Origin of the sequence: Paenarthrobacter nicotinovorans (genome assembly GCF_007670255.1) — a bacterium.
Lineage (GTDB): Bacteria > Actinomycetota > Actinomycetes > Actinomycetales > Micrococcaceae > Arthrobacter > Arthrobacter nicotinovorans_B.
In genome coordinates this window covers 183,863-201,667 of sequence record NZ_SZVS01000007.1, presented here as the reverse complement: position 1 = coordinate 201,667, position 17,805 = coordinate 183,863, and the positions used below count along the sequence as shown (strand labels likewise).

Genomic DNA, 17,805 nt, shown 5'->3' with positions numbered 1-17,805 from the left:
CACCCTGAGGACCGAATGAAAAAACTTCTCTTGCCCGGATCTGCGCTGCTCTGGGGCCTGCAGCTGGCCTTTCTGAGTCCTGCTCTGGCGCTGATTCTCGTCAACCTCTACGGTGCCACCACAGCTGACCTCGGATGGGTCCTCGGGATCTATAACGCAGGCGGGTTCCTCGCGGCGTTGCTGATACCGGCACGCGCCGACAAGACAAAGGACTACCTGGTACCAATGCTGGTGTGCGGCGGCCTGACGATACTGCTGGCGGGCGTCCTCTCGGCAGTTACGGCCCTGCCCATGGCCACCGTCGCCCTCGTGGTGCTGGGAGGTCCAGCAGGGGTCGGCAGCACGCTGCTGTTCGCGCATCTCCGCCACTCCGGTGGCCGGCCCTCCGATGTCATCAATGCCCGCGCCATCGTTTCCGTGGCATGGGTTGCCGGTCCCCCGCTGGCGACCTTCATCATCGGCTCGCTTGGCACCCGTGCCATCCTCTTGGCCGTCGCCGCGATTGCCGTCTTGAACATCATCACCACAGCGCTCTTGATACGGCAACGCACAGCAACAAGCACCAACGCTGACACAGACCCTCAAACCACACCGCAGTCTTCCGGCCCCGGGGAAACTCCGGTGGGGCTCCGGATGGTTGTACCAGTTACTTTCGCGTTCGTACTCCTGCAGGCCACAAACGCCACGGCCATGACAATCATGACTCTCTTCGTTCCCCAAACCCTGGGGCTGGATGTCATCTGGGCAGGCATCGCCCTCGGAGTTGCCGCAGCACTCGAGATCCCGGCTCTACTGCTATGCGGCCGACTAAGCGAACGGTTTTCCGCGCTCGGCCTGATCACCACCAGCTGCATCGCCGGGATAGCCTACTTTTCAGCATTGATGCTGGTTACTGACCCCATCGGTCTCTTGGCCATCCAAATTTTCAATGCTTGGTCATTCGCAGGCATCGCCGGGATTGGCATGACTCTTTTTCAAGACATGATCCCCAGACCAGGGTTATCCACCGGGCTCTACATGAACACCAGAAGACTCGGGGCGATCGTTTCAGGACCCATTATCGCGGTCGGGTCAATGACAATCTTGGGCCAACGGGGGATCTTCTTTGCCTGTGCCGCCCTCACGCTTGCAGGCCTGGCACTAATTGCTCTCGCGAACCGTGCAAGCAAAAAAATCCAGAAGCGTACCCGTGAGGACCTGACAGTGAGCTAGGCCCCCATGCCTAACCCTCGGCGTTACCGGTGCTTGAACTCCGGCTGGCGCTTCTCGCTGAACGCTGCCATGCCTTCCTTCTGGTCCTCCGTGGCGAAGAGCGAGTGGAAGATCCTGCGTTCAAACAGCACGCCCTGCGCCAGGCCGGTTTCGAAGGCCGCGTTGACCGCTTCCTTGGCCATCATCGCCACCGGCTTGGACTTGGACGCGATGACCTCGGCGGCCTTGACGGCTTCGTCGATGACCTCTGCCGCGGGCACAATCCGGGAGACCAGACCGGCGCGCTCAGCCTCTTCGGCATCCATGAAACGGCCGGTGAGCACCATGTCCATGGCCTTGGATTTACCCACAGCCCGGGTGAGTCGCTGCGAGCCGCCCATGCCGGGGATGACGCCCAGGTTGATTTCGGGCTGGCCGAATTTTGCGTTGTCCCCGGCGATGATGAAGTCGGCCATCATCGCCAGCTCACACCCACCTCCCAGGGCAAATCCTGACACCGCGGCGATCACGGGGATCCGCAGACGGGTCAGGTCCTCCCAGTGCCGGAACCAGTCCGCCGCGTACATCTCCATGTAGCTGTTGGACGACATTTCCTTGATGTCGGCACCGGCCGCGAATGCCTTGGCAGAGCCTGTGATCACCACGGCTCCAACTTCCGGATCTGTATCCATGGCCCGCACGGCGTCAACGAGTTCATTCATCAGGGCAGTATTGAGCGCATTCAACGCCGACGGCCGGTCCAGGGTCACCAAGCCCACGCGCCCACGCCGTTCCACCTGAATGTTGTTGTACTGCTCCGTCATGTTCTCCCTCTCCACCAAGCTCGTCATCAGTTCAGTTCCAACCTCTCACAGCGATTTATCGCGGATGTCCGTGATGATGCCGGAGAAGTCCCGTCCGGCACCTTCGCCGGCGGCAAAAGCATCGTAGATCCTGGACGCCAACGGCCCCATCTCGGCAGCGACGCCCGTGCTCTCCAGCGCATTCACGGCCAACCGCAGGTCCTTGGCCATCAAGGCTCCGGCAAAGCCGGGCTGGTAGTCACGGTTCGCCGGGCTGGTGGGGACCGGCCCGGGAACAGGACAGTTGGTGGTCAGCGCCCAGCACTGGCCGGAAGCATTGGACGCGACGTCGAACAGCGCCTGATGCGTCAGCCCCAGCTTCTCGCCGAGTACGAAGGCCTCCGCAACGGCGATCATGGACACACCGAGGATCATGTTGTTGCAGACCTTCGCCGCCTGCCCGGCACCGTGGTCGCCGCAGTGGACAATCCGTTTGCCCATCAGTTCAAGGATCGGCTTGACGGTCTCGAAGTCCTCCGGCAGCGCCCCCACCATGAACGTGAGCGTGCCGGCTTCGGCTCCCACCACGCCGCCGGAAACAGGCGCGTCCACGGATCGGTGTCCGGCTTCCAACGCTATCTCCGCAGCTTGACGGGCCTCGTCCACATTGATCGTGGAGCAGTCAAGGAACAGGGTGTCCGGCTTGGCTACGGCGAGCAAGCCCGGCCCGTCCACGCCCCGGTACGCGTCCAGCACATGCTTGCCGCTGGGCAGCATGGTCAGCACGACGGCGGCCTCCGCGGCAGCCTCGTGCGCCGATGACGCCATGGGGATCCCGTGGGCTTTGGCGGCCTCCGCGGCGGCCGGAACCGGGTCATAGCCAATGACGTCGTGGCCCGCCTTGATCAGGTTGGCGGCCATGGGCCCACCCATATGGCCCAGGCCGAGGAAAGCGATGAGCCCCGTTGCCGATGCTGCGTTCTCTGTCATGTCGTCTCCTTCAACTCGACTGGACTGGACTTGATTGGACCGGGTTTGCCGAAAGGCCCAGTTCGCGCCCGCCCAGCGGCGCAAAATAGCCCTCGACGTCGGACGCCGTCACCTCGGCGAGAGTGGCGGGCTTCCACTGCGGGTTCCGGTCCTTGTCCACCACCTGCGCACGGATCCCCTCGCGGAAATCAGGCTGGGACAGGCATCGGAGCCCCACCCGGTATTCCTGGTCCAGCGCTTCCTCCAACGACAGCCCGCGGACACGGCGCAACGACTCCAGGGTGACTTTGACCGACGTCGGGGATTTTGCCGTGATGGTGTCCGCGGCCTCGGCGGCCTCACCCCCGGCGTCGCGCAGGCGGTGCACAATCTCTTCGGCGTCGTCGCCCGCGTAGCAGTCGTCGATCCACCCCCGCTGGGCCGCCAAAGCCGAGTCCGGCGCGGCTTGGGCAAAACGCTCGACGGCGGCCTCCGCCGTCGAGCTTTCCAGCGCTTCCGCCAGCGCGGGGAGGCTTTCGGACGGGACGTAGTAGTCCGCGAGCCCGAGGTAAAGGGCGTCCGCACCGCCGAGGTGTGCGCCCGTCAGCGCGGCGTGGGTGCCGGTCTCCCCGGGTGCGCGGGACAGCAACAGCGTGCCACCGACGTCGGGTACGAAACCGATGGTCGTTTCGGGCATCCCGCTGCGGGTCCGTTCGGTGACTACGCGGTGGGAACCGTGCGCGGAAATGCCCACTCCACCGCCCAGCACCAGGCCGTCCATGAAAGCGACGTAGGGCTTGGGATAGTTGGCGATCAGGGCATTGAGCCGGTACTCGTCCGCCCAGAAATCCGCGGTCTCCGAGCCACCGTGGAGCATGTCCTTGTAGATGGCCACTATATCGCCACCGGCACACAGGCCCCGGTCCCCGGCGCCCCGCACCAGCACGGTTTCCACGGACTCGTCGTCCGCCCAGGCAAGCAACTGTTCGAGCATGGCCGTGACCATCCCCGCGTTCAGGGCGTTAACCGCTTTCGGTCGGTTGAGCGTCACGGTACCCAGGTGGCCGCGGCGCTCGAAAAGAACGTCTGCTGTGTCCAAAGCCCCCATCAGCTGCCCGCCGGCATCACGAAGCTAGCGCCCTGGCGGATGCCGGAGGGCCACCGCGAGGTGACGGTCTTGGTCTTGGTGTAGAAGCGGAAAGCATCGGCGCCGTGCTGGTTGAGGTCACCGAAACCGGAGGCCTTCCAGCCGCCGAAGGTGTAATACGCGATCGGCACGGGAATCGGGACGTTGATGCCCACCATGCCCACTTCGACGCGGCTGGCGAAGTCGCGGGCGGAGTCGCCGTCGCGGGTGAAAATCGCGACGCCGTTGCCAAACTCGTGCTCGCTGCAGAGCCTGAGCGCTTCGTCGTAGTCGGCGGCACGCAGCACGCTGAGGACCGGTCCGAAGATCTCTTCCTTATAGATCTTCATGTCCTTGGTGACGTTGTCGAAGAGCGTGGGACCCACCCAGAAGCCGCCGTCGTAGCCCTCCACGGTCAGCCCGCGGCCGTCAGTGACCAGCGTTGCGCCCTCGTCGACGCCGGACTGGATGTAGCCCTCGATGCGCTCCTTCGCGGACTGCGCCACGACGGGACCGAAATCCGAGTCCTTGTCGAGACTGTGGCCGACTTTGAGCTCCTTGACTCGCTCCGTCAGCTTGGCCACCAAGGCGTCTGCGGTCTCCTGGCCCACCGGCACAGCCACTGAGATAGCCATGCAGCGTTCGCCTGCGGAACCGTACCCTGCACCAATCAGGGCGTCGGCGGCCATGTCCAGGTCGGCGTCGGGCATGATCACCATGTGGTTCTTGGCACCGCCAAAGCATTGCGCCCTCTTGCCGTGCGCCGCGGCGGTGGCGTAGATGTACTGGGCGATAGGAGTTGAACCGACGAAGCCGATCGCCTTGACGCGCGGGTCCTCCAGCAGGGCATCCACGGCTTCTTTGTCGCCGTTGATGACGTTGAAGACGCCGTTGGGCACGCCTGCTTCGCTGTAGAGCTCGGCGAGCCGGAGCGGGACGGAAGGGTCCCGTTCTGACGGCTTGAGGATGAACGCGTTTCCCGCGGCGAGCGCCGGGCCGGACTTCCAGAGCGGAATCATGGCCGGGAAGTTGAACGGGGTGATGCCCGCGACGACGCCCAGGGGCTGCCGCAGGGAATGCACGTCAATACCGGCACCGGCGTTGTCCGAGAACTCGCCCTTGAGCAGGTGCGGCGCTCCCGCGGAGAATTCGACCACCTCAATGCCGCGCTGGATGTCGCCCTTGGCATCGGCGAAGGTCTTGCCGTGCTCCGAGGACAGCAGCTTGGCGAGCTCGTCCATGTTGTCGTTCACCAGGTCCACGAACTTGAGGAGGATCCTGGCTCGCCGCTGCGGGTTCATGGCCGCCCATTCGAGCTGCCCCTTCTCGGCATTTGCGACGGCGTTGCGGACCTCGTCCGCGCTGGCCAACGGAAGCCGGGCCTGGACTTCTCCCGTGCAGGGATCGTAGACGTCGCTGAAGCGGCCGGATGTACCCTCAACCCTTTGGCCGTCTACGTAGTGTGAAAGCTCGCGCACCATGGTGGAAATGCTCCTTTGCATCGTGAATGACTGACCTTCCCGGAGTCCTGGGAATCGGCGGGAACACCTAAGGAACTGTGATCCAGGTCATCTCTAGACCCGAATATACTCGGACTTCCTACTAATTTCCAGAGGGGCCTCAGTGAACCTCTCTCATCCCCTTGTACGCTTCCAACGCCTCGGCACGGGTGGTCTTGAGGTCAACGATCTCCTCCGGGTAATCGGGAGTTCCGAACTCAGGAATCCAGTGGGCGATGTACTTCCCCTGCGGATCGAACTTCACGCGCTGGGCTTCCGGGTTGAAGATCCTGAAGAAGGGCGAGGCATCGGCGCCGGACCCGGCCACCCACTGCCAATTGGCGGGATTCGACGCCGGATCAGCGTCCACGAGCGTGTCCCAGAACCATTGCTCGCCCAGCTGCCAATGGATACCAAGGTTCTTCACCAGGAAACTGGCGGCAACCATGCGCACACGGTTGTGCATCCAACCTGAATGCCACAACTGGCGCTGGCCTGCGTCCACCATGGGGAACCCGGTGTTGCCCTTCTGCCAGGCACGCAGTTCTTCGGGGGCGGATTCGTGGCCCGGATGCCGGCCACCCCTTCCGTTGCTGCCGGGCCATGCCCACGGGAAGCGGTCGAATTCCGGACGAAGGTTGGCCGTGGCCAGGTTCGGGTTGTGGAAGTACTGGTGCCAGCAAAATTCCCGCCACCCCAACTCGGACGCGAAGATCGAGACGCTTTCAGACCGCTTGGAGCCCAACGCATGCCATACCTCGAACGGGCTCAGCTCGCCCCAGCGCAAATAGGGAGACAGGCGGCTGCTGCCCTCGGTATCCGGACGGTTCCTGCCCTCGCTGTAGTGGGACAGGCCCCCCGCCACGAACTTCTCCAGCACCTTGTGGCCTGCCGCTGAACCGGGCGTCCAGCTCTCAGCGAGCCCGCCGGACCAGTCCGGCTTGCTGGGCACCAGATCCCAGGAGTCCAGCTCATCGTAGGCCGGCAGCTTACCGGTGAAGCCATGCCCCTTTTCCGGTACGGCCAAAGGTTCGCGAAATTCCTGCGCCGACACCGCCCGCCAGAAGGGCGTGAACACCTTGTACTGGCCGCCGGTCTTGGTGGTGACTTCCCAGGGCTCATGCAGCAGTGACGCCTGGAAGCTGGCAACGTGCAAGCCGGCTTCGCCCGCCCAAGCCTTGATCCCGGCGTCGACCGTCCGCTCAGCCGCACCGTACCGCCGGTTCCAGTACAGCGCGCCCGCACCGAGCGTCGTCGTGGTCCTTCGGACAACGGAACCGGCATCGCCGCGGCGCAACAGCAAGGGGATACCGAGCGCGGCGAGGTCTTCGCGGAGCGCGGCCAGCGAATGGTGCAGCCACCAGCGGGAAGCTCCGCCGTGGGGGCGGATTCCGGGCGATTCCTCGTCGAGGACGTATAAGGCGACGGCGGCGCCGTCGTCCACCGCGGCACGCAAGGCAGGGTTGTCGGCAACCCTCAGATCATCCCGGAACCACACAATGGACGGCTTCACGTAACCCCTCTCAGACGACGACCCCCGAAAACAGGAACAGCCCATGCCCCTCTTCGCATCCTAGGGGCATGAGCTGAAAAGCTGTTATTGGCCGTGCCGGATCAGCGGGTACGCGGCTTAAGCGATGGCTGGGACTGATTCCTCGTCGTCGCCCAAGAGCGCCGGGGCGGTGGCATTGGCAGAGCCGGTCCACATCGGGACGTTGTTGACAACGTAATCCCTGGCTGCAGGACCCACCATGGCCATACCAGGGTAGATCCGCTGGCCGTTTTCCTTGACAGGCTTCAGTCCATGCAAGACCAGGGCAGTTTTGAAAGCGGAATCGGGGACGGGGACTTTGCGGCCAAGAACGCACCAACTGATGTACAGGCCATAGAGAGTGTCAAAGTCCAGGCCCTTCTCGGTATCGTCCTCGAACACCACGGAGTCACGCAGAAAAGAGCTGATTTGAGTGTCGGTCATTTTTTTGGGGCCTCTTCTTACAGAAGTTAGGGCCGCCGGGCTGCATCAGCGAATGTCCTATTCCCTCACTATAGACCCCTTTACGGTTCCCGGAAGAGAAAACCAGGTTAACTCTCAAGGGCGGCCGCTTGCCCTGGCCGGCTCTGGCGCCGGTATGCCTGCGGGCGTACCGTCGTATCCATCCCCACAAGTGGACGGGCGCGCGGCGTCCGGCACGGCTCAGGCGCACGGATAAGGAGCATCACGTGGCTGGATGGAATGCTGACACGGCAGCCGGCCCTCTTGGCTCGGGCACGGTGACTTTGGTTGAAGGCTCATCCTTCTGTATTTCCGCGGCAAACGGGGACATCCATTCCGACGTACCCCACGGTGTGTTCCACCTCGACACGCGGATCCTGTCCACCTGGGAGCTCACCGTTAACGGACAGGTCATCGAACCCCTGGCGGCAGAAACCAGGGAGCCCTACCGCGCCTTCTTTGTGGGCCGGGTACCCCGCCCCGACGGCCACGCGGACAGCCCTTTACTGGTGGAGAGGCTGCGGGAAGTGGGAAATGGGATCCGCGAAGAAATTACCGTGCGGAATTACTCAAACCAAGTGGCTCAATGCCGCATCCTGCTCTCCGCGGACTCGGATTTTGCCGACCTTTTTGAAGTCAAGGAAGCACGGATTACCCGCCAATGGACCGAAACGCACCTGCCCGACGGCGACTCCATAGAAATCCGGGGAAAATGGGAGGACATCCGGAAAAGCGTCGTCATTCGTGCCGATGGTGCCGGGGCCGGGGCAAAAGCATTGGGCTTCACGGCCAAAATACCCGCCTACGGGAGTTGGAGCACCCGCGCCAGCGTGGTGCCGAAACCGCAAGGCACCGGAGCCGGGGCCACGTTCACCCACCAGGACCAGGGCGGACTCTCGCCCAGCGACCAACGCCGGCAGGATTGGGTGGCGCGGATCCCTGTTGTCCAGCTGAGCAACCGGTCGGTCGAAGACACCCTCCGCCGAAGCTACGAGGACCTGGGAGCACTCCGGATCCAAGACCCGGACCACCCTGAGAGGGTGGTGGTCGCCGCAGGTGCGCCGTGGTTCATGACGTTGTTCGGCCGCGATTCCCTGTGGGCCTCGGAAATGGCGCTGCCTGTGGACCCGTCCCTGGCTTTGGGCACTTTGCGCACACTGGCCGATCGCCAGGGCACGGTGGTGGATGAGGCCACCGAGGAAGAACCAGGCAAGATCCTCCACGAAGTCCGGCTCGGCGTCTCCGGAGGCCTGGCCTTGGGCGGCAAGTCGGCGTATTACGGCAGCGTGGACGCCACGCCACTGTTTGTGGTGGTCCTTGGCTCGGTCAGCCGTTGGGGTTTCGGCAAGGACGCCATTGCGTCCCTGCTCCCCCACGCCGACCGCGCCCTGCAGTGGATCCAGGACTACGGGGACCGCGACGGCGACGGTTTTGTGGAGTACGGCCGGCCCAACGAACACGGGCTCATCAACCAAGGCTGGAAGGACTCCTGGGACGGCATCAACTTCGCGGACGGCACGCTCGCCCAACCACCGCTGGCGCTCTGCGAGGTCCAGGCCTACGTGCACGGCGCCTATGTGGCGCGCGCCTGGATGGCGTACGACGACGGCGACCTCGCCTTGGCGGAAAGCCTGCGGCAACGCGCGGAAGACTTGAAGAGAAAATTCAACGAGCAGTTCTGGTTGCCGGACAAGGGCTACTACGCGGTGGCCCTCGACCGGGACAAGAGGCCGGTGGACGCGTGTGCCTCCAACATGGGCCATTGCTTGTGGTTTGGGTTGATCGACGAGGACAAGGCGCCTGCTGTGGTGGAGCGGCTGATGTCTCCCGAAATGTTCAGCGGCTGGGGTGTCCGCACCCTGGCCAAGGACATGGGCGCCTATAACCCCGCCAGCTATCACAACGGTTCTGTATGGCCGCACGACAACGCCCTTATTGTTTCGGGGCTGCTGCGGTACGGCTTCGTGGAGGAAGCGCAGCGGATTGCCACGGCGATGCTTGAAGCAGCGGAAATCTCGGGCGACAGGCTGCCTGAGCTCTTCTGCGGCTTTGACCGCTCGCAGTTCCGCGAGCCTGTCCCCTACCCAACAGCCTGTTCGCCCCAGGCATGGGCCGCCACCACGCCCATTCACCTGGTCATGAGCCTGATGCGCTACGACACCCACATCTCCCTGGGCGGCATCTGGCTCGACCCCGTGCTGCCAGCCTCGTTCGGGGACCTGCACATCAGCAACGCCCCCATGGGCAGTGCACGGATCACGATAGACGCCTCCGGTACCGAAGCCTCGGTGACGGGCATCCCCGAGGGCCTGACAGTCCACCACGGGCAACGTCCGTGGATGTCGGAGTTGGTCGAGCGGGCGCATCACAGCAAGGAGCCCGGGAAAACGCCCTCGTGAGGACCCTTTCCCGGGCTATCTGGCGTTGGGAGCCGGCAGTTACTGGATGGCGGCCTTGAGTTCCTTGGCAGCCACTTCGGGATCCGAGGCACCGTAAATTGCGCTTCCTGCCACAGCTACATCGGCCCCGGCCAACTGCACCGCCGAGATGGTGAATGCATTGACGCCACCGGCAACGGAGAACGGCACGCGGGCCTCTTCCCCGGCGTTCAGGAGTCCGCGCAGGTCATAACCCGGCTGTGCTTGCTCATCCAGGCCGGCGTGGAATTCGATGAACTTCGCACCCAGGGCCCTGGCTTCCTTGGCACGGGAAACCTTGTCCGCCACGCCGATCAGATCCACCACGATGCCCTTGTTGTGGGACTGTGCGGCCTTGACGGCACCGGCGATCGTGGAGTCATCCGCAGTTCCCAGGACAGACACCAGATCGGCGCCGGCCTTGAAGGCGATGTCCGCTTCGAGTTCTCCCGCGTCCATGGTCTTCATGTCTGCGAACACGATCTTGCCGGGGTGGGCTTCCTTGATGGCAGTGACGGCGGCCAGGCCCTCAGCCTTGATCAGGGGCGTCCCCAGTTCGATGATGTCCACGTGCTCGGCTACCTTGCCGGCCAGTTCCAGGGCATCGTCGATGGTGAGGAGATCCAGTGCAACCTGCAGTTTCATGGTGTTCTGCTTTCTTTTGTGGTGTGGTCCGTTGTGGTGTGGTTTACAGGGGAAAGACCAAGTGCGCTTACTCGAGGTTGGCGTGACGCAGCCAAAGCTTTTCGGCCGGTTCGGCCGTGGCTTCCCACAGGGCCTGGAAGACCGACTCGGTCACGAGGAAAAGGGACTGTTCAAAAAGGCTGCCCGAGTACTGTCTTGAGACTGCTGAACCGTGGTCGGTCTTCTGCGCTGCAGGGATAACCACCAGAGCATCGGCCAGGGCTGCCAGGGCGGACGAGGGATTGGTGGTCACCGCAGCAACTCCTGCGCCGGCCGCGAGTGCGGTTTCGGCTGCTTTGACCACGCTGGACGTGGTTCCTGAACCGGAGGCCACTACAAGCACGTCACCCTCGGTAATGGCCGGTGTCGTGGTGTCGCCGGCCACGTGGACCGTCAAGCCCAGATGCATCAGCCGCATCGCGGCCATGCGGAGGACAAGCCCGCTCCGGCCGGCTCCTGCCAGGAAGACCCGTTCGGCCGCGCTGACCTCCTCTGCAAGGCGTGCGAGCTGTCCGTAATCCAGGCCGGAGGCGACGCGGGATAGCTCATCGAGGATCAGGGAAGCGTTGTCGGCAACGCTGTCGCTTGAGGTTGTGGATGGTTCTGCGATGACGTGCAACTCTCACTCCTTTGCGGTAGGTATCCCGGGCATCAGCGGCGATACGACAATTCTTCCGACCGGGAAGGGTAGGCGTAACGCCAAAAAAGTGCAGTGTTGACTATCCTTTTGGGTAGGCAGTGATGGAGTTCTCCCTTAGGCTTGGATGCATGTCGCAGCCATCCGCCATCCCATGGCACCTCCTGGACGCCATTGCGGACCTCTCCCAGGCACCGCTGTCACGAATAGCCGACAGCCTGCGGACCGCTCTTTCGCCATACGCAGGCACCAGCGCACTGGTGATCTTCACCGAAGACTGCACGGGCAGGCCGCAAAAGAAGGCCGGTGCCGAGGACATCGTCAGCCGCGTGTCCATCCCCGAACTGGACGACGTCCGGGCTGCCATTGACGGGAAAGGGCCGTGGCGTACCCGCGCCGTGATCGCCGGACAGGAACGCGACATCCTGGCCCTCACCTACCCGCCCAGCAACGCCCTCTTGGTTTTGACGGATCCCCAGCCCACGCTGGACGACGAAGGGCTGCGGGTCCTCACCTACCTTTGGGAACTCACAGCGGCCCGAATCCAAGAGAAGGTCAGTGACGCACCGCCGTCGTATCTTTTGGAATCCCGGGCCGCGTCAGCGGAACGGATCCGCGTGACGGCCGAACTGGTGGACCAGCACTCCACCACCCTCGAAACAGTGCTTGCAGCATTGCGCTCCAACTCCATGGATGACCATGCAGCCCGGACATTCGTCACAGACCTGACCGTCAAGGCGCTGATCAGTCTCCGGACCCTGAACGACCGCACCAGCGACCTGGTGGAAGAACCCGTCAGCTCAGCGTTCGAAAGGCTTCGTGAGGACCTCCGGCCGCTGATGCACTTCAGCAACATCGATTTCCAGTTCATAGAGCCGCCAGCCAACGGACGGGCCCTCCCCGGAGAAGTGGCCCACGCAGCCAGGGCCGTGGTGCGCGGCCTGGTCCTGGCGATCGCCGAGCAACCGGACGTACACCGGGTCCGGGCCCAGTGGGACTGCGACGGCGAGAACCTGTTAATCAACGTCCGGGACGACGGCCGGGGCGAGCTGTCGCCCGATGCCACCAACATGGAGCGGCTCCGCCAGAAGGTGCAGGCACTCAACGGCAAGATGAGCGTGGACGTCATGCAAGGGTGGGGAGCCGACATATCCGTGGTATTGCCACTGGATCCTCCATCTGCGCCGGCCGGGGACGTTGCGGCGTGGGGCCTGGCCTCAAGGGAACTGGAAGTCCTCCAGTCCCTGGCTGCCGGACAACGCAACCGTGCCATCGCCGCAGAGCTGAACATCAGCGAAAACACCGTGAAATTCCACCTCCGGAACCTCTTCCGAAAATTGGATGTCCGTTCCCGCACCGAGGCCATTGCCTTGGCCCACAGTGCGGGCCTCCGCTAAGCCAACCGAACAGCAGAAGAGCGCGTTTTGACGAGTCAAAACGCGCTCTTCTGTGACTGGGTTGGTGGGGTTTCAGGCGTCGATCACCATGTCCGTGGTTGCCGTGGAGCAGCACGGCAGGAACTTGCCGGCGTCGATTTCCCTTTTCCGGATACCGCCTTGGTGGTTCATCTCAACCTCGCCTGACAGCTTGACCACCTTGCAGGAACCGCACATCCCTTCCTTGCAGTTGGCGCCGATCCGGACGCCGGCCCGCTGGGCCACCTCGAGGATGTGCTCGCTGGGGTCGATCCGCACATTAACGCCGGTGCGCAGGAAGGACAGGGTGAGGCTGCCTGTTCCCACGGTGTCGAAACTCGAGGCATCAGGAGTTGCGGCTTCTGGCTCCGGCGAGGCAACCGGGCCGGCGTCGGCGGCGGAACCTGACGGTTCGGCGTCGAGCGCTTCGAGCGGCAGTCCTGTGGCTTCCAAGGTTCCGTCGGCGTCGTAGCCGGGCTCGTACAGCCCGAACGCCGCGGGCTGGCTCTCGAAGTAGTCCTCGGCCGAATCGGCAATCTCTTCCGCGATTTCTTCGGCAATGTCGGCGGCCAGGGCCACCTCGGCCGCGTATTCGAGGAGAGTCTGGCGGTCACCCGAGAAGAACTCCATGTAGATCGAGGTGTCGTCCACCCCTACCTTCTTAAGCAGCTCCGTGGCCGTATTCAGGTATCCCTCGGGACCGCAGGCGTAGACCTGGCGTCCGTTGGCGTCCGGCGCCACTTCGTCGATCATGGCCGCGGTCAAACGGCCGCTGAGACCTTCCCAGTCTTCGGGCTTGTTGCGGTCACCCAATGAGTAGAACACCCGGATGCGCGAATCCACGGAGGCGATGTAGGCCAGCTCGCGGTGGAAGGCGAAGCCGCCTGCCTCCGCCCCGTGGTAGAGGACTACGACGTCGGCGTGCCCGGGCAGCGAGTGGATGGTCCGCACCATGGACATGATGGGCGTGATGCCCGCGCCGGCAGCCAGCAGGAGGTACCGCGCGCGCCGGTCGGCGTCGGGCAGGTGGAAGGCTCCCACCGGCCCGAGCATCTCCAGGACCGTACCGGGCTTGACGTTCTCATGTACCCACGGCGACACCAGGCCGCCGGCGTCGCGCTTGACGCTGATGCTGAAGGTCCAGGGTTCAGTGGGCGAGCTGGACAGCGAGTAGCTGCGGTCCACCGGGTCCTGGTCCTCGCCGTTCACGGGGAAGGCGATGTTGACGTACTGCCCTGCACGGAACGCAAGGGGAGCTCCGTCGCAGCGGCGGAACACGAACGTCATGAGCCCACCGGCTTCGGGTACGGTCTCCACGCATTCGGCCATGAACTCCTGCGGGTGCCACGGGCCCAGGGCGCGGGCAGCGCGGGCGGGTGCCTCTGTGCTGCCCATGACCCGGTTCCATGGCATCTCAAGGCCGCGGATGCGCTGTGGCTCCTGGATGGCCGTTTCAGTGAGGAGTTCAATCATGCCAAGTGCTCCTGCACGCGCTGCACGTACCAGTTGATGAAGGCTTCAACCTGGTATTCGCTCTTCATGTACGGGCCGGGCTCGTAGGCAGGGCTGCCCGCGCCGGTCTGGCACAGTTCGACGAATGCCTTGTCCTGGATGTTGGTCTGCTTCCAGGTGTAGGTGAGCTTGTCGAGGTCGTAGTCCACGCCTTCAACTGCGTCGTCGGCAACGAGCCAGGTGGTGCGGACCAGGGACTGGTGTTCGTTGATGGGGAAGACGCCGAAGGTGATGACGTGGTCGCCCAGGAAGTGGAACCAGCTGTTGGGCTGCAGGTGCATGGAGCAACGGCCAAGGCGGAAGTCGGGCAGGTCGCCGAGCAACTTCTTGGAGAGGCGGCGGCCGTCGGCGGAGAACGATTCGCCCTCGCCGTCCAGGGATTCGCGTGAGATACGGATTCCGGCGATGCGGGTGTCCAGTTCCTCAACCACCTCGTAGGGCAGGCCGTAGCGGCGGCAGCGCTCTTCCAGGGAGGACTGGGCTTCCTTGTTGCGGTCCCACACCTCTTCAAGGTGTGCCGGGATCAGTCCCTCGGTCAGGCCCCAGGTGGGGAAGAGGGAACAAGCGAGCTCCGGGTGCCCGTCGCAGTGGTAGCACTCACGGTTGTTCTCCATGACGAGCTTCCAGTTGCCCTCTTCGATGATGTTCTGCTGGTAGGCAATCTTCGTCTTGGCGAGATCGTGGGGTGCCAGGTAAGGCTCGAAGATCTTGGAGGTCTCGTCGAAATCGGTGGGCGGCTCGTCCGCGATGCAGACAAAGATGAGTCCGGCAACCTCACGGCTGTGGGCGCGCTTGAGGGCGAAGCAGTTCTTGTCGAACTTGGCTTCTCCCGGGGCGGAAGCGTGGATCAGGTTGCCTTCCGGCGAGTAGGTCCAGGAGTGGTAGCCACAGACCAGGTTTCCGGTGGAACCGGCGGCTTCGGTAAGGACGCGGGCACCGCGGTGGCGGCATACGTTGTGCAGGACGTTGACGTCGCCGTCGTCGTTACGGAGGACGATCAGCGAGTACGGGCCGTAGTCCACCGTGATGTAGTCGCCCGGCTCCGGCAGTTCGGCAACGCTTCCGGCGAAGATCCAGTGCTGGCCGAAGATGGCTTCCATGTCGATCTTGAAGATCGTGGGGTCCGTGTAGAAGGGGGCGTCGAGGGAGTAGCCGGTGCGCCGGAACTCGAACAGTGCGCTGATCTCGGCCAGCTGCTCCGCAGGCAACGTCGAGGCGAGTTTTCCGCGTGAATTCAGGGGCGCGTTCACTTGAGCAGTCATGGGTTTCCTCCCGGGAGGCTGGGTAAATGTCTGATTCGTGGGGACCGCGGATGCATCGTCGCAAGCGGCGTTATCGAAGTCTTCGTAGTAAGAGATTAGGGACGATTGAACTGCAACAAAAGCGCAATATTTAGGAGATAACCCTGCACTTTAGGTGCATGATGTTCTCATGATCGATCAGAGGCTGATTACCCTGCGCGTGTTCGCCCGCTGCGGCACAGTCGGCGCCACAGCCGAACTCACGGGATACTCCCCTTCCGCCGTCTCCGCGCAGCTCCGTGAACTCCAGCGCGTGCTGGGAATGCAGCTGCTCACCAAGGACGGCCGGGGCGTGCGGCTCACGGCCACTGGACGCTTTCTGGTCAACGGTTCTGACAGCCTGATCGCCGAATGGGAGAGCCTTCGGGCAGCGGCCATGGAAGCCGGCGACCAGGTGCAGTCGCACTTCGGCCTGGGTGGATTCTCGACGGCGGCGGCCCAGTTGCTCGCGCCCCTCGCCGCTACGCTGCGCGCCAGCCGCCCTCTTCTGGAGGTGCAGGTCCTGGAGGCAAATCCGTCACGTTGCTTCGACTTGCTGGTGGCAGAGCGCATCGACCTCGCCGTCATAGTTGCCATGCAGTCCGACACATACGGCGAAGACGACCCCCGGTTCGAACAAACCGTCCTGCTCGATGACCCCTTGGATGTCATAATTCCCGGAGACCACCCCTTGGCAGCACGCCAAACCGTGACGCTTGAAGAGTTGGCATCGGAGCCCTGGATCACGGAGGCCGCAGGGTCCACCTACCACTCACTGTTCACCGCGGCCTTCACCGCCGTCGGCGTGACACCACGGATCGCGCACGAGGCCGTTGAGTGGGAAACGCAGATCGCCTTTGTGGGGGCAGGGCTCGGCGTCGGCCTGCTGCCGCGGTTGGCGCCGCTGCACAACGCCGAAAATGTGGTCCGGTTGCGCATAACCGGCAAAGGAAGACCGGCCCGCCGCATCGTGGCGGCCGTACGCAGGGGCAGCATCGCTTCGCCCCTTATCAAGGAGTCATTGGACATCCTGCAGAAGAGGGCCCAACGCATCCTCACTGCCAGGCCGGAGGACGAGGCCTGAGTTTGGCAGGTGCGCCGGGGCCTACACCCACACCTCGTACCCCGTGGACTGATCGAAAAGCTTCCGCCGGTCCGCCCCGTGAGCCGCGATCCAGAGGACGGAGTCATCGGCCGCCGCCTGCTCCACCACCCCGGTCATGACCCGGTCGCCCTTCAACCACACTTCGACCACGTGGCCGGTCAGCTGGGCCCAGTCCTTGCGCAAGGCCCGTCCTTCCACGGTCCTGGCCGGCTTTGTCTGTCCGAACACGGCTACCACCCCCGCTCTGCGAGGCGGTGCGGCTCGGGGATTTCGTCGACGTTGATGCCGACCATGGCTTCGCCCAGGCCGCGGGAGACCTTGGCGATCACGTCAGGATCGTCGTAGTAGGCAGTGGCCTTGACGACGGCGGCCGCACGCTCTGCGGGGTTGCCGGACTTGAAGATACCGGAACCTACGAACACACCATCAGCGCCGAGCTGCATCATCATCGCAGCATCAGCCGGGGTCGCAATGCCACCGGCGGTGAACAGCACCACCGGAAGCTTGCCCGTGGCAGCGACTTCCTTGACCAGTTCGTACGGGGCCTGCAGCTCCTTGGCCGCAACGTAGAGTTCGTCCTCGGGAAGAGCCGAAAGCTTCGCGATCTCAGCACGGATCTTGCGCATGTGACCGGTCGCGTTGGACACATCCCCGGTACCGGCCTCGCCCTTGGAGCGGATCATCGCAGCACCTTCGTTGATGCGGCGCAGCGCCTCACCCAAGTTCGTGGCACCACAAACGAAGGGAACAGTGAAGTTCCACTTGTCGATGTGGTTGATGTAGTCCGCCGGGGTCAACACCTCGGACTCATCGATGTAGTCCACACCCAACGACTGAAGGACCTGGGCCTCGACGAAGTGGCCGATACGGGCCTTGGCCATCACCGGGATGGACACCGCGGCAATGATCTGATCGATCATGTCGGGATCGGACATGCGGGACACGCCACCCTGGGCGCGGATATCAGCCGGAACACGCTCCAGCGCCATGACAGCCACGGCACCGGCGTCCTCGGCGATGCGGGCCTGCTCGACGTTAACGACGTCCATTATGACGCCGCCCTTGAGCATCTCCGCCATGCCCCGCTTAACGCGGCTGCTGCCCGTGAGCGGAATGTGTTCGAAAAGAGGGTGTCGTGTAGTCACGTGATACTCCGGAGACTTGGGGGTGATCG

General features: G+C 63.7%; 16 protein-coding genes. 4 read left to right on the top strand and 12 right to left on the bottom strand.

All coding sequences use genetic code 11. The features are described 5' to 3' along the window. Positions 1-15: 15 nt before the first annotated feature. Positions 16-1,212 carry an MFS transporter gene (locus FDP28_RS12935; RefSeq protein WP_144661844.1) on the top strand — a complete coding sequence of 399 codons (1,197 nt, stop codon included), beginning with the start codon at positions 16-18 and terminating at the stop codon, positions 1,210-1,212. 23 nt (positions 1,213-1,235) lie between these two features. Here FDP28_RS12935 and FDP28_RS12930 read toward each other — a convergent pair whose 3' ends face one another. From FDP28_RS12930 to FDP28_RS12905, 6 genes are all read right to left on the bottom strand, one after another. Then, positions 1,236-2,015: an enoyl-CoA hydratase gene (locus FDP28_RS12930; protein ID WP_144661843.1), complete on the bottom strand. Its 780-nt coding sequence runs from the start codon at positions 2,013-2,015 to the stop codon at positions 1,236-1,238. 45 nt (positions 2,016-2,060) lie between these two features. Then, a complete protein-coding gene (gene mmsB / locus FDP28_RS12925; protein WP_144661842.1) occupies positions 2,061-2,984 on the bottom strand; it encodes a 3-hydroxyisobutyrate dehydrogenase in 924 nt (307 codons plus the stop codon). A 10-nt stretch (positions 2,985-2,994) separates the two neighbouring features. Next, positions 2,995-4,071 carry an enoyl-CoA hydratase/isomerase family protein gene (locus FDP28_RS12920; protein WP_144661841.1) on the bottom strand — a complete coding sequence of 359 codons (1,077 nt, stop codon included), beginning with the start codon at positions 4,069-4,071 and terminating at the stop codon, positions 2,995-2,997. Next, the gene (locus FDP28_RS12915) at positions 4,071-5,570 is read right to left on the bottom strand and encodes a CoA-acylating methylmalonate-semialdehyde dehydrogenase (protein ID WP_144661840.1); all 1,500 of its coding nucleotides are present in this window, start codon (positions 5,568-5,570) and stop codon (positions 4,071-4,073) included. Before FDP28_RS12915 ends, FDP28_RS12920 begins: the two co-directional genes overlap by 1 nt. A 139-nt stretch (positions 5,571-5,709) precedes the next feature. Then, positions 5,710-7,101 (bottom strand): cryptochrome/photolyase family protein, encoded by a 1,392-nt coding sequence (locus tag FDP28_RS12910; protein ID WP_144661839.1) that lies wholly within the window; start codon positions 7,099-7,101, stop codon positions 5,710-5,712. A 117-nt stretch (positions 7,102-7,218) separates the two neighbouring features. Next, positions 7,219-7,563 carry a hypothetical protein gene (locus FDP28_RS12905; RefSeq protein ID WP_144661838.1) on the bottom strand — a complete coding sequence of 115 codons (345 nt, stop codon included), beginning with the start codon at positions 7,561-7,563 and terminating at the stop codon, positions 7,219-7,221. Between the two features lie 245 nt (positions 7,564-7,808). Between FDP28_RS12905 and FDP28_RS12900 the strand changes: the two genes are divergently transcribed. Beyond that, positions 7,809-9,980 (top strand): amylo-alpha-1,6-glucosidase, encoded by a 2,172-nt coding sequence (locus FDP28_RS12900; RefSeq protein ID WP_144661837.1) that lies wholly within the window; start codon positions 7,809-7,811, stop codon positions 9,978-9,980. A 39-nt stretch (positions 9,981-10,019) separates the two neighbouring features. Here the strand turns inward: FDP28_RS12900 and hxlA are convergent, their stop codons facing one another. Together hxlA and hxlB are read right to left on the bottom strand one after the other, a co-directional pair. Next, positions 10,020-10,643 carry a 3-hexulose-6-phosphate synthase gene (gene hxlA / locus FDP28_RS12895; RefSeq protein WP_144661836.1) on the bottom strand — a complete coding sequence of 208 codons (624 nt, stop codon included), beginning with the start codon at positions 10,641-10,643 and terminating at the stop codon, positions 10,020-10,022. A gap of 67 nt (positions 10,644-10,710) precedes the next feature. After that, complete coding sequence (gene hxlB / locus FDP28_RS12890; protein ID WP_144661835.1) at positions 10,711-11,301, bottom strand: 6-phospho-3-hexuloisomerase; 591 nt, start codon at positions 11,299-11,301, stop codon at positions 10,711-10,713. 149 nt (positions 11,302-11,450) lie between these two features. On the opposite strand from hxlB, the gene FDP28_RS12885 reads away from it, so the two are divergent. After that, positions 11,451-12,716, top strand: coding sequence for a helix-turn-helix transcriptional regulator (locus FDP28_RS12885; protein WP_144661834.1), 1,266 nt, complete (start codon positions 11,451-11,453; stop codon positions 12,714-12,716). 72 nt (positions 12,717-12,788) lie between these two features. On the opposite strand, the gene FDP28_RS12880 is transcribed toward FDP28_RS12885, so the two are convergent. Next, entirely contained in the window at positions 12,789-14,207 is a 1,419-nt protein-coding gene (locus FDP28_RS12880; protein ID WP_144661833.1) for a ferredoxin reductase, read from the bottom strand. Further along, positions 14,204-15,508 carry an aromatic ring-hydroxylating oxygenase subunit alpha gene (locus tag FDP28_RS12875; RefSeq protein WP_144661832.1) on the bottom strand — a complete coding sequence of 435 codons (1,305 nt, stop codon included), beginning with the start codon at positions 15,506-15,508 and terminating at the stop codon, positions 14,204-14,206. The genes FDP28_RS12880 and FDP28_RS12875 overlap by 4 nt, the downstream gene beginning before the upstream one ends. A 169-nt stretch (positions 15,509-15,677) precedes the next feature. Here FDP28_RS12875 and FDP28_RS12870 point away from each other — a divergent pair, with 169 nt between their 5' ends. Then, on the top strand, positions 15,678-16,610 hold the full coding sequence (locus FDP28_RS12870; RefSeq protein WP_144661831.1) for a LysR family transcriptional regulator: 933 nt from the start codon (positions 15,678-15,680) through the stop codon (positions 16,608-16,610). A gap of 21 nt (positions 16,611-16,631) precedes the next feature. On the opposite strand, the gene FDP28_RS12865 is transcribed toward FDP28_RS12870, so the two are convergent. Continuing rightward, a complete protein-coding gene (locus FDP28_RS12865; RefSeq protein ID WP_144661830.1) occupies positions 16,632-16,859 on the bottom strand; it encodes a hypothetical protein in 228 nt (75 codons plus the stop codon). Between the two features lie 2 nt (positions 16,860-16,861). Then, positions 16,862-17,776 (bottom strand): pyridoxal 5'-phosphate synthase lyase subunit PdxS, encoded by a 915-nt coding sequence (gene pdxS, locus FDP28_RS12860; protein ID WP_144661829.1) that lies wholly within the window; start codon positions 17,774-17,776, stop codon positions 16,862-16,864. Between the last annotated feature and the right edge of the window lie 29 nt (positions 17,777-17,805).